Source organism: Prevotella sp. C0026C3 (assembly GCF_056590795.1).
In genome coordinates this window covers 68,606-81,965 of sequence record NZ_JBWPWW010000005.1, presented here as the reverse complement: position 1 = coordinate 81,965, position 13,360 = coordinate 68,606, and the positions used below count along the sequence as shown (strand labels likewise).

Sequence of the window (13,360 nt, the reverse complement as noted above, 5' to 3'; positions counted from 1 at the left end):
TGATGAAACTAAAATATATAATCCTTGTGGCATCAGTCGTTTCGGGAACGATACTGACTTCATGCAACTATACGGACTTATCGCCTATCGACTCGTTCACCGACGAATCTTATTGGCACACGCCCAACGACTTGAAGCTTTATGCCAATGGTCTTTATGGGTACTTGAGTAGTCCTACGGCTACCGGAGATAATACTAGTGACAACTTCGTAACCAATAGTTATGTGGGCTATTTGTTCGATGAATATACGATACCTACCGATGCCAACTCTGGTAATGGATGGTATTGGAATGATATTCGTTCTTGTAACTACTTCTTGAAGCGTTATCATACAGTCACCGGGACAGAAGCCGAAATCAATAAATATGTAGCCGAAGTGAGATTCTTTAGAGCACTTCTCTATTATGATAAGCTGCGTATGTTTGGCGATGTGCCTTGGTACGATGCCGACTTGACGACTACCGACACCGAGCAGTTGTACAAAGCACGCGATAAGGCTGACTTTGTATTGGGCAAGGTGATTGAAGACTTGGAGTTTGCCGTGACCAATTTGCCTGAAGCAGGTAATGAGGAGAAAGGGCGTTTGAATAAAGAAGCAGCCCGTACACAGTTGGCTCGTGTGTGTCTCTTCTTTGGTACTTATAAGAAATACCACAAACAGTCGGGCGACCTTACAGCCGAATCGCTTCTCAAGAAAGCTGCCGATGTCACCGATGCTATCATGGCTACCGGTAAATTCGATATTGTTAAGGGAGCTGATAATGGCGCCGGACAGTTGGCATTTGAAGGTTATCCGCTGTATTATGGCAACCAGTTTGTACAAGAAGATCTCACAGGTAACAAGGAGGTAATTCTTGCTCGTTATTATGCATCGGGCGTATTGACTCATGAGACAGGCCGTCAGGTATCGCAAAATGGTATGGGGTTGTCTAAAGATTTCGTGGAATCGTTCTTGATGAAAGACGGTACTCCTATTTATAATAGTGGTTCAGGCTACCAAGGCGACGACGATCAAGAGAAAGAGTTTGCTAATCGCGACCCACGTATCTACCAGATTATCGACAACGTCCATCGTCCGTTTACCGTACAGAATGGTGTCCGTGAATCGCACGTTGGCAACGTTAATTCCAACAGTGGCGTTACGGGTTATCCCTGTGTGAAGTATCGTTCGGCCAATACCAAGCAAGCCGAGGCTCGTAATACGTCTTACGATTGGTTTGTATATCGCTATGCTGAAGTCTTGTTAATCAATGCCGAGGCTAAAGCCGAGCTTGGTACTTGTACCCAAGATGTACTCGACAAGACCGTCAACAAACTTCGCGACCGTGTGGAAATGGCTCATTTGACAGTGAATCCGGTGGCTGATGCCAAACCTGTCGCTTATGGTTATGCCCTGTCTAACCTTCTTTATGAGATTCGTCGCGAGCGCAGAATAGAGTTGGTAGCAGAGGGGCAACGCCTCGATGACCTCAAGCGTTGGAATGCCATGAAGTTGTTGGAGAATCCCAAGACCATGTTTGGTTTGAAGATAACAGACGCAGTCAAGACTACTTATGCTAAGCAGAATGTGACCTTTGGTGGCGAGAATGGGCGTCCGGTTATTAACTATGATGGTGCTACCTACCTTTATCAGTATGCTTCTTCCAAAGCTCTCGATGACAAGGGACGCAAGTGGACCGATACCGACCGACGTTGGTTCTATCCGATACCGACCAACGAATTGACGCTGAACAAGAATCTGATACAGAATCCGGGTTGGAAATAGAGTGCGGTATATGTATGAATACGAGAGAGCAGGTGACCATGTCCCTGCTCTCTTTTTGTTAGATGACTCCCAATCTCTAGTATCGGGTATGTGCAATTAACGTATTTCTCGCTTCAAACACGCCCCTACTTCTCACTCTAAACTCGTCTACTTATCCACTTAAAACCATCTCCCTCCCCTTTTGGGGAGGGCTGGGGTGGGGCTGTTGCAACGGCTTCTCAGCATCGCTGCCTCGACTTTTCAGCATTTCGGAATAGGCTTGGCAGTAGAGCTGCTGAGCCCTTGCAGTAACCTCACCTCAACCCTCTCTCAAGGAGAGGGAGATGGTTTTAAGTTGACAAGTAGACGAGTTTAGAGTAAGAAGTGAGGAGTTATGAGTGATGAGTAGGGGCGAATTGTATTCGCCCAATAACAGTTTTGATTGAGGGGGAGTACCTAAAGGCATTCAATTTTTGTATCCCTATTAGTCCGCCAGCCGTCATTTCATTCCGGCAAGCGGCTAACGCAGAGGGTAGCCATGTTGTGGCTGGTTGCTGTAGTGAGGAGTTTCTTATCCTCATTACTTGGTATTTTTCCTTAATGTGTATGTCATATATTCTTTGATATGAAGAAATGGTGTTACCTTTGTAGTTCGATTTCCTGTCGGATGAAATCTTTACAGAGGATAAAGATGCTTCTCGGACAGATGAGATGACATAACTATAGAGGTATACAGATTTTATTTTTTCACTCAATAATATTAAGGATAATGAAGAATGAATGGAGAAGTTTCGTAGGACATCAGTGGACAACCGAAGTCAATGTGCGAGATTTTATTCAAAACAATTACACAGGCTTTGACGGAAACGAAGATTTCTTGGCGGCTCCAACGGCTGCTACGGATAAGCTTTGGGGTATTTTGCAGCAGTTACAGAAAGAAGAACGTGCCAAAGGTGGTGTACTTGATATGGAGACTGAAGTCGTTTCGAGTATGACAGCTTATGGTTCGGCTTATATAGACAGCCAATTGAAAGACCTTGAAAAGGTGGTTGGACTTCAGACAGACAAACCTTTGAAGCGTGCTTTCATGCCTTATGGCGGTATTAAGATGGCAGAACAGGCTTGTACCACCTATGGCTATACACCGTCTGAGAAGTTGCACGAAATCTTTACGAAATATTGTAAGACTCATAATGATGGAGTTTTCGATGCGTATACCGACGAGATGAAGTTGGTACGCCACAATCATATTCTTACAGGATTGCCCGATACGTACGGTCGTGGACGCATTGTGGGCGACTATCGCCGTGTAGCTCTGTATGGTGTTGACTTCTTGATAGAAGAGAAGAAGAACGATTTGAATCTCTGTGGAGACGGTACGATGACCGATAATGTCATTCGTCAGCGCGAAGAAATATCAATGCAGATAAAGGCACTCAAAGAGATGAAGGCTATGGCTGAACTCTATGGGTATGATATTTCACAACCTGCACAGAATGCTCGTGAAGCTGTTCAATGGCTTTATTTCGGTTATCTGGCTGCCATCAAGACGCAGAATGGTGCAGCAATGTCTGTAGGTCGTATTTCAACATTCCTTGATATTTATATTGAGCGCGACTTCCGTGAAGGTACTCTTACCGAAGATGAGGCTCAAGAATTGATAGATCACCTTGTGATGAAGTTCCGCATGGTGAAGTTTGCTCGCATTCCTTCATACAATCAACTATTCAGTGGAGACCCCGTATGGGCTACATTAGAGGTGGCAGGTATGGGTATGGACGGGCGTTCGATGGTGACGAAGAGCGACTTCCGCTTCCTTCACACGCTTGAGAATATGGGACCATCGCCCGAACCTAACCTCACTGTGCTCTATAGTCCGCGTTTACCCGAAGGTTTCAAGAAGTATACAGCTGCTATTTCGGTGAAGACAAGTTCTATTCAGTATGAGAACGACGAGGTGATGCGTCCGGTATGGGGTGACGACTACAGTATTTGTTGTTGCGTATCTGCTACCCAGACCGGTAAGGAAATGCAATTCTTTGGTGCTCGTGCCAACTTGGCTAAATGTCTCACTTATGCAATTAGCGGTGGTGTAGATGCTAGAACACGCGAGCAATGTGGTCCTGCTTTGCGCCCAATAGAGGGTGACGTGGTGACTTACGATGAGTTTATGCCTCGCTTCATGGATATGATGGAATGGTTGGCAGGTGTATATGTGAATACCCTCAACCTCATTCATTATATGCACGATAAATACTTTTATGAGGCAGCGGAGATGGCTCTTATTGATACCGATGTACGTAGAACATTCGCAACAGGTATTGCTGGCTTCAGCCATGTGGTCGATTCTATCAGCGCTATCAAGTATGCCAAGGTCAATATCCTGCGTGATGAGACTGGATTCCCACTCGAATTTAAGACCGAAGGCGACTTCCCCCGTTACGGAAATGATGACGATCGTGCGGATGATATTGCTGTATGGTTGCTCAAGACGTTTATCGGCATGATTAAGAAGCACCATACCTATCGTGAATCCGAACCTACTACCAGTATCCTTACCATTACTTCTAATGTGGTTTATGGTAAGTTTACCAGTAATATGCCGGATGGTCGTCCGGCCGGAACACCCCTTGCGCCTGGTGCAAATCCATCGTATGGTGCCGAGAAGAACGGATTGTTGGCATCGCTCAATTCTGTGGCTAAGTTGCCTTATGAGTATGCGCTCGATGGAATTAGCAATACACAGACTATCAGCCCCGATACATTAGGACACGATGATGAAGAACGCGCTCGTACACTTGTGGGTGTCATGGATGGTTATTTCAGTCGTGGTGCTCATCATCTCAACGTAAATGTATTTGGTGTAGATAAGTTGAAAGATGCCATGGAGCATCCTGAGAAACCTGAATATGCTAATTTTACCATTCGTGTGAGTGGTTATGCCGTGAAATTCATCGACTTAACGCGCGAGCAACAAGAAGATGTGATAGCACGTCAGGCACACGACAAGATGTAAAAACGAGAAAAACTGTAGTTTACTCTATATCAAATGAGGGAGCTATGGTCATATGCTCGGATATGAAAAAGAAACGGAGCGCCTCAACAGCGCTCCGTTTCTAATTGGCAAATAGAGAGGATAAGAAATGGAAAAGAACAAGTTAAATATACAAGAACAGAAAAAATGTATGTCGGCGAATGGCGATTTGCATGGCATTCCGGATGATATGGACAGTCCGAAAGTGGGCTTTCTGCATTCTACCGAGTCGTTTGGTTCGGTAGATGGCCCCGGTATTCGCTTCGTCATCTTTTTACAGGGCTGTCCCATGCGTTGTCGCTATTGTCATAATCCGGACTCTTGGAAAAAAGAAAAGCAGCAGAGCGTTACGGCAGAAGAGTTGCTTGGCCGTGCCGAACGCTACCGAAGTTATTGGGGAAAAGACGGGGGGATTACGGTGAGTGGGGGTGAGGCGTTGCTCCAAATCGATTTTCTGATAGAACTGTTTAGCAAAGCTCATGAGCGAGGTATCAATACATGTCTTGATACTTCTGCCCAACCATTCTCTCGACAGTCGCCCTTTTATGATAAGTTTGTACATCTCATGGAGCATACCGATTTGGTGTTACTCGATATCAAGCATATTGATAGCGAGGCTCATCGTATGTTGACAGGGCATCCTAATGAGAATATTCTTGATGCAGCTCGTTGCCTTTCAGACATGGGTAAGCCTGTATGGATTCGTCATGTATTGGTTCCGGGCATTACCGATGATGAAGATGCACTTCGAAGATTGGCTGCTTTTATTCAAACATTAAGCAATGTGCAGCGTATAGAAGTGTTGCCCTACCATGCATTGGGCATTTATAAATGGGAGAATCTGGGTATTCCCTATAGCTTGAAAGATGTGTCTACGCCTGCGAAAGAGCAGGTAGAGTGGGCTGGGAAGATACTTCGTGGTGAGCAGTAAACGTAGGTTGTGGATGCTTATCGAAGGAAGTCATGAGCCAATCTTATGCTTTCTTGGAAAGCAGATTCTTGCCCTTTAACGGTAATAAACAGGTGGACGCTACCTGGTAATACTTCTCGTCGGGCATCGACGCCTAATTGTTGAATGCGCCCGACGAAGGTTTCCCCTTGAGAACATAGAATATCGCGCTCGGCAGCAACCAATAATAGTTTTGGCAATTGTGCCAGTAATGTGTCTGAAGCCATAGAGGGTGAAACCAACGGATGGCATTCCCGACCCTTGGCGTAGGCTTGGTTGAATGCTTCCATGATACTTCCGTCTAAGGCAAATCCTTTTTGATAGGCCTTCCACGATGCCGACTGATCGTTCCAAGCAGATATTACGGGATAGAAAAGGAGCAGCGAATGGAGAGGTGATGTTCCTTTTTGCAAGAAGTTTAATGTGGTGGTGAGGGCTAAATTTCCCCCTGCGCTGTCGCCACCGATAGATATTCGGCAACTATCTGCGCCCCATTCAGAGGCTTTCTCTTTTGCCATACGCACCGCATTGATACAGTCTTGCAGTCCGGCAGGGAAGGGATGTTTGGGTGCTAACCTATAGTTGAGAGCCAATACCATCACTTCGCCTTGGGCAACCAGTTGCTGACAGAAGCGAGCACAGCTGTTGATACTGCCGAATGTCCATCCACCACCGTGCAGATAGATGAGGAGTGGGAGCGTCTTTTGTTTCTTGTTACGGGGAGTATATAGACAGAGTGTATTGCTGATGTAAGATGTTATGACCTCATTACATACTTCTGGAACTTGGTTGCGTGAATTTCTAATAGCGGCAAGTGGGGCAGTATTGCCTTCTATGGCTTTACGAATAGCTGCTGTTTGTTTTACTTGTAGTCCTTCAGGCATCTGTTGCAAGAACAAATCGGCTTCTTTCTTGAAATTATATTCAGTAGTGATATTCTTTTGTTGTGCAAAAGATGGGAGGTTGGATATCATTATCAGACAGCTTATAAATAGTAAGATACGTTGCATGATGAAACTGTTTTGAACTTCGGAATGCAAAACTACAATAAAAAGAGAAGCCAGCAAAGCTTTCATATAAATTGCCTGTAAATTTCGTTATTATCTTCTATTTACGTTATCTTTGCCTATGACTAAAGTAACAATTATGAGCGGAGATACCGAGCAAAAGAAGTTTCTGAATAAGTTTTATCTCAAAGATGTGACGTTTGTCAACCTGATGATGCGTCGTATTTATAATGTTCTCATTGTGGCCAATCCCTATGATGCGTTCATGTTGGAGGACGATGGACGCGTAGAAGAGAAGATATACAATGAGTATATGCAGTTGGGATTACGTTATCCGCCTACGTTTACGCAGGTGAGTACGATAGAAGAAGCTTCAAAAGTGCTACAGACAACGAACATAGACTTGGTGATCTGTATGCCGGGTAACGCCGATAATGATGCTTTCACCGTGGCTCATGCCATCAAAGATGAATTCCCCGCCATTCATTGTATCGTACTGACGCCTTTCTCTCACGGTATTACCCGTCGCATGCAGAATGAAGATTTGAGTATCTTTGATTATGTGTTTTGCTGGTTGGGCAATACCAATCTCATCCTTTCTATCATCAAATTGATAGAAGACAAGATGAACATAGAGCACGATATACGCGAGGGTGGGGTGCAGATGATTCTCTTGGTGGAAGACAGTATCCGTTTCTATTCGTCTATTTTGCCCAATCTCTACAATTATATATTGTTGCAGAGCCAGCGGTTCTCTACCGAAGCGTTGAACAAACACACGGCTACGTTGCGTATGCGAGGTCGTCCGAAGGTGGTATTGGCACGAACTTACGAAGAAGCGTTGGCCATGTATGAAAAATATAAGGACAATACGTTGGGCGTTATCAGCGACGTTCGTTTCCCACGAGGCGGTGTGAAGGATGGCGAGGCTGGTCTCTCATTGTTGAGAGAAATCAGAAGCCGTAACGAGTATGTGCCGCTTATCATGGAGAGTTCGGAGTCGGCAAACCGCCAAATGGCTGAGGCTGCAGGCTTCCACTTTGTAGATAAGAATTCGAAGAAGATGAGTATAGACCTCCGTCATTTGATGGAAGAGCACATGGGATTTGGAGATTTCATCTTCCGTAACCCGAAGACACATGAAGAAGTGATGCGTGTGAGCTCGCTCAAGGAACTGCAAGACAACATTTTCAAGATTCCCGATGACTCCATGCTCTACCATGTGAGTCGCAATCACATGAGTCGTTGGCTCTCGGCGCGTGCCATTTTCCCGGTATCGGCGTTCCTTAAGAATATCACTTGGCACGAGTTGCAGGATGTAGAAGCACACCGTCAGATTATATTCGACGCCATTGTGCAGTATCGACACATGAAGAACATCGGTGTGGTAGCCGTGTTCGACCGTATGAAGTTCGACCGTTACGCCCATTTCGCACGTATCGGTGAAGGTTCGTTGGGTGGTAAAGGGCGCGGACTTGCATTCTTGGACAATGTTGTGAAGATGCATCCGGAGTTTAATGCCTACGAGAATATAAAGGTACAGATACCCAAGACGGTAGTATTGTGCACCGATGTGTTCGACCAATTCATGGAGCAGAACAACCTATACCAAATAGCTTTGAGCGATGCAACGGACGAAGTGATACTTCAACACTTCTTGCGAGCGCAGTTGCCCGACTCGTTGATAGTCGATTTCTTCACATTCTTCGAGGCTACGAAACGCCCTATTGCTATTCGTTCGAGTTCGTTGTTGGAGGATAGTCACTATCAACCATTTGCCGGAATCTACAGTACTTACATGATACCTTACTTGGATGACAAGTATGCCATGCTGCATATGTTGGCCGCAGCCATCAAGAGTGTGTATGCATCTGTGTACTATCGCGATTCTAAAGCGTACATGACGGCCACCAGCAACGTGATAGACCAAGAGAAGATGGCCGTGATATTACAGGAAGTAGTGGGAAAACAATACGGTACTCACTATTATCCGAATATCAGTGGAGTGCTGCGTTCGCTCAATTATTATCCCATTGGCGACGAAACGGCCGAAGAAGGAATCGCCTCTTTGGCTCTCGGACTGGGTAAGTATATCGTGGATGGAGGGCAGACTTTACGTGTATCTCCTTATCATCCCGACCAAGTGTTGCAGATGAGTGAATTGGAAATAGCCCTGCGTGAGACGCAGACGCAGTTCTATGCACTTGATATGGCGCACGTAAGCGACGACTTCAATGTAGACGATGGGTTCAATATCAGTCGTCGGAAAGTGAAAGAAGCCGACAAAGATGGCTCGCTTTACCTGATAGCATCGACCTTTGATCCCTACGATCAAGTGATACGTGACGGGCTATATGAGGGTGGACGAAAAATCATTTCGTTTGCCGGTGTATTGCAACAAGGAGTGATTCCGTTTGCCGAAGTGATGCAAATGTCGATGAAGTATGGCTCTGAAGCCATGCGAAGGCCGGTAGAAATAGAGTTCGCCTGCAATATCTCGGAAGATAATGCTGCCGAATTCAACCTGTTACAGGTACGTCCAATCGTCGACGCCAAGCAAATGTTGGATGAGGATGTGTGTGGTATTACCGATGAGGAATGCCTGTTGCGCTCGCATCACTCGTTGGGACATGGTATTTCGGAAGATGTTGTCGACGTGGTATACGTGAAGTACGACGACACGTTCTCGGCCATGAACAATTATTATGTGGCCGACGATATAGAGCGAATCAACCGCAAGTTCCTGACAGAAGGGAAGAACTACATCCTTGTAGGACCCGGTAGGTGGGGTTCAAGCGACCACTATCTAGGCGTACCGGTGAAGTGGCCGCATATCAGTGCAGCCCGTGTTATTGTGGAAGTGGCGCTCAAAGATTATCGGGTAGATCCTAGTCAGGGTACCCATTTCTTCCAAAATCTGACAAGTTTCGGCGTAGGCTATTTTACCATAGATATGAATACAGAGGATGGCGGACTCATTCGGAAGGAGTTATTGGATAGCTTGCCTGCCGTGGAAGAGACGCCGTATGTACGCCATGTACGCTTCGGCCATCCGCTACGCATTCTCATGGACGGTAAGAAACAAGAGGGAGTGGTGTTGAGGTAAGTAACTGTTAATAAGCCTTTTGAAGACAATAAAAAACTAAAGAAACAGACCTTTTATCACAAAATATTTGGAAGCAATTTGTTTTCATATTATCTTTGCATCGTGTTTTTCATGGTATTAGATTTAAGGTTAACAAAGGTTGGGACTCAGCGGAGCCCCTTTTTTTATGCCCTTACGTTTGTATGGCGATTTTCTAGTATCTTATTGGCTTGGTTAGGCTTGTGAATTTCAGTTTTTTTACTTACTTTTGCTGTCAATAATACAATACGGATTGTAGTATGATAATGCTGTGCTTAATCCCTCATCTACACGGATATAATGACCGATTTTGAAAGACTTTATATCACATGGTATGCTCGTGTGAAGAACTTCGCACTTGTCTATGTGAAGCGTGAAGCCGATGCGGAGGATATAGTGCAGGATGTTTTCGCGAGAATATACGAACGTGAAGACTTGTTTAATAAGGATATAAACATCACAAGTTATCTGTTTATATCGGTCAAGCATGCTTGCTTGAATCATTTGCGCGAACGATTGACGGTGTCGGAAGCTTATTCCAAGTATTACGAAACGCAACGACTGGAGATGCAACTCATGTATGACTCGTTGGAACAGTTGGATATGAACTTCTCGGACGAGTCTATAGAGACGATGTTGGAAAATGCCATTAACCATCTACCGGATAAATGTAGGCAGATATTTATCATGAGTAAGCTCAAAGGCACGAAGCAAAAAGCCATCGCACAGGAGTTAGGTGTGTCGGTAAATACGGTGGAAGTGCAGATGAGCATTGCTTATAAGAAGCTACGAGAAGAACTCAAAAACTGCATTCCTTTGTTGGCGTTCCTGTATATGATGCCTTAGAATGGTAGCCTCGTGCCTTAGTTTGAATGTCTTACTCAGATTTCATAACTTGGTAGTCAACGGATTTTGAATTTCACCAATACGCCTTTATGGTCGGTGGGCCATAGTCCTGTGGGAAGCACAAAAGAGTCTTTGGTATCTTCCTTGAGAGCTGTTGAGCGGTAGGCAGACATGTCGGGACCGAATATCTGAGCCGATATGGGCGTCACACCTTTACCTTTATAGTAGATGAAGTCGATGCGTTCGCGCTCGTCGGCCTTTGGTGCCCACGTTAATTGTTCCATCTTTACAGCCGGATTATAGCTTGGATAAGTGAAGCCGGGATGCGTGATGGCACTGGGATAAACCTCGCGATAGGCATCTCGGAAGCCGTTTTTGTAGAGCATGGTAGACACGGTCCAAGGTACGATCATGCCATGATGGTCGTAAAGGTCTTTGGTTTGGGCAGTCCAATCCAAATGAGACGGTTCGTTGAAGTCGCCTCCGAAGACTACACAATGACCTGCTTTGATGTCATGGCGAGCCTCGTTGATAAACGTCTGTACCTCATTGTCACGCCAAGAGAGGTCGTTCAACTTCAAAAGTTCGGCCACCGACTGTGGTCGTTCGCACTCCTTCCATGTGCAACCATCGTATCCGTAAACATTGTAATAAGCACAATCAAGGTAGTCTAAATGTCCTGTATAGACGCTGACCTTGCGCCCTTGCACCTCGGCTGTGAGTTTATAGATGCTCCCATGATCCTTGTTGAGGGTTGAAACGTAAACAGAATCAAGGATAGGATAGCGACTCAAAAGGCCAGAATCGTCTGTGCGGAAAGAATAATAGGTTAGTCCTTTGGCCTTCAAATCGTTGACGAGTCGGCGCGTAAAGTTTACGTTATGGTAGTTACGCACTTCACTCAGCGTGACGAAGTCGGGTTTCAGACGGCACAACTCGTTGACGATGGCATCGTAACCGCCCGGTACCACCGTGCCTTCCTGCCATATATTCCATTGCAATACGGTAATCTCAACATCCTTACGAGCCTGAACGTTGAGGCTCATCAGTACCACTAAAAGGGTAAATAAAATCTTTTTCATTTTGTTATTTCTGCTTTGTAAGTATTAGTTTCATGGTTTATGTCGAAGCAATTGTAACCCTTGCTTCGCAGATAGGATTCGATATGGAGCACGCGTTTCCTAAAGTCGGTATAGGATGACTTGGTTCCCCAAGCTGTTTCGGCAATGGCTAAGAGACGTGGATACATCATGTATTCAACGTGAGAGGGTGTTTCTATATATTCCGCCCATAGGTTTCCTTGTATTCCATCAATGTATTTCTCTACGTTGCTTCCTTTTAGTTCGGCAGGAATAGGGTCGTAAGAATAGACCTTTTCCAAAGGTGAATAACCGCCAAGAGCCTTTGGCTGTGTTTCAGGCTTATCTTGATAATGGTCTAGATAGTAGTATTTAGATGGACATATCACAACATGATGTCCCATTTTGGAGGCTTTGATGCCACCTTTTTCGCCACGCCATGACATGACAAGTGTTTGTGGCGAAAGTGTAGTACCATCGAGAATTTCGTCCCAACCTATCATTCTGCGACCGTGAGCCGTAAGGAAACTGTCGATTCTACTGATGAGATAGCCTTGTATCTGTGCCGTATCGTTCATGTTCATACGATTGTATAGTCCGATACATTTGGGACATTTCTTCCAATAACGCATCGTCGCTTCATCGCCACCGATATGGATTACTTTTGAAGGGAAGACACGCATCACCTCTTGTAAGATGTCGGTAAGGAACTTAAACGTATGCCCATTGCCCACACAAAGGTCGAACCCATCACCTTGTCCGGTACAAGACAGGTCTTTAAACACCTGCATCACCTCGTAGCTATGGCCGGGCATCTCGATTTCAGGGACGATATTGATGTATCGACTGCGTGCATACGCTACGATTTCTTTTAAATCTTTTTGTGTATAATAGCCTCCGTAAGCCCCCGGTGTGTCTTTTTTACAAAACTTACGTCCTTCGTCTATCCACTGGTCGCGACTGCATTGCGTGCGATAAGCCGCCCCGTCGGTGAGTTGTGGATACTTCTTAATCTGCATTCGCCACCCTTCGCAATCGGTAAGATGCAGATGTAAGGTGTTCAATTTGAAGTAGGCTAGAGCGTCAATCTGTTTCTTGATGAAGTCTTTTGACCAAAAATGGCGCGATGTATCAAGCATGAATCCGCGATGAGCAAAGCGCGGGCTGTCGGTTATCTCGGTACATGGAATATGCTTCTGCTGCTCCATTTGGCGTAAAGTCTGTATTGCATAGAATATACCGGATGCTGTGGAAGCCTCTATCCGAATTGTATCGAGCCCCACATTCAGTTTATATCCTTCGGCGCGAAAGGCTCCTTGGGTGAGCCGAAGTACAATGACGCCTTTTGGTTGTGCTTGTGTTGTCTGTTTGGGCGTGCCCATCAACATTGCCACCTGTTCTTTAATGTACTTCGAGTCCTTACCTTTTAAGTTGCTCACTATCTTGTAATGTCTATCGACTGCAAAAGTTCCATTACCTATTTGTTGCTGTACGGGCAATGGCAGTAGCGTCTGTGCATTGAGACCAAGGCAGTAAAAGAGACCGAGATAAAATAGAAACTGTTTCATGTTAGTAT

The 13,360-nt window shown here is 45.3% G+C and carries 8 protein-coding genes; 5 read left to right on the top strand and 3 right to left on the bottom strand.

Going from position 1 to position 13,360, the window contains the following annotated elements; translation table 11 throughout:
* Positions 1–2 precede the first annotated feature (2 nt).
* From AC1EK4_RS04470 to pflA, 3 genes are all read left to right on the top strand, one after another.
* Positions 3–1,766 (top strand): RagB/SusD family nutrient uptake outer membrane protein, encoded by a 1,764-nt coding sequence (locus tag AC1EK4_RS04470; protein ID WP_480357278.1) that lies wholly within the window; start codon positions 3–5, stop codon positions 1,764–1,766.
* A 748-nt stretch (positions 1,767–2,514) separates the two neighbouring features.
* Positions 2,515–4,761, top strand: coding sequence for a formate C-acetyltransferase (gene pflB / locus AC1EK4_RS04465; RefSeq protein ID WP_480357165.1), 2,247 nt, complete (start codon positions 2,515–2,517; stop codon positions 4,759–4,761).
* Between the two features lie 208 nt (positions 4,762–4,969).
* A complete protein-coding gene (pflA, locus tag AC1EK4_RS04460) occupies positions 4,970–5,710 on the top strand; it encodes a pyruvate formate-lyase-activating protein (protein ID WP_480357276.1) in 741 nt (246 codons plus the stop codon).
* A 17-nt stretch (positions 5,711–5,727) separates the two neighbouring features.
* Here the strand turns inward: pflA and AC1EK4_RS04455 are convergent, their stop codons facing one another.
* Positions 5,728–6,702 (bottom strand): alpha/beta hydrolase, encoded by a 975-nt coding sequence (locus AC1EK4_RS04455; protein ID WP_231725605.1) that lies wholly within the window; start codon positions 6,700–6,702, stop codon positions 5,728–5,730.
* A gap of 154 nt (positions 6,703–6,856) precedes the next feature.
* Between AC1EK4_RS04455 and AC1EK4_RS04450 the strand changes: the two genes are divergently transcribed.
* Together AC1EK4_RS04450 and AC1EK4_RS04445 are read left to right on the top strand one after the other, a co-directional pair.
* On the top strand, positions 6,857–9,841 hold the full coding sequence (locus AC1EK4_RS04450; RefSeq protein WP_480357164.1) for a PEP/pyruvate-binding domain-containing protein: 2,985 nt from the start codon (positions 6,857–6,859) through the stop codon (positions 9,839–9,841).
* A 318-nt stretch (positions 9,842–10,159) separates the two neighbouring features.
* Complete coding sequence (locus AC1EK4_RS04445; RefSeq protein ID WP_036896588.1) at positions 10,160–10,705, top strand: RNA polymerase sigma-70 factor; 546 nt, start codon at positions 10,160–10,162, stop codon at positions 10,703–10,705.
* A 56-nt stretch (positions 10,706–10,761) separates the two neighbouring features.
* Here the strand turns inward: AC1EK4_RS04445 and AC1EK4_RS04440 are convergent, their stop codons facing one another.
* Positions 10,762–11,787, bottom strand: coding sequence for an endonuclease/exonuclease/phosphatase family protein (locus AC1EK4_RS04440; RefSeq protein ID WP_036896589.1), 1,026 nt, complete (start codon positions 11,785–11,787; stop codon positions 10,762–10,764).
* Positions 11,784–13,352, bottom strand: a complete 1,569-nt coding sequence (locus AC1EK4_RS04435; RefSeq protein WP_480357161.1) for a beta-N-acetylhexosaminidase — start codon at positions 13,350–13,352, stop codon at positions 11,784–11,786. Before AC1EK4_RS04435 ends, AC1EK4_RS04440 begins: the two co-directional genes overlap by 4 nt.
* Positions 13,353–13,360: the final 8 nt, after the last annotated feature.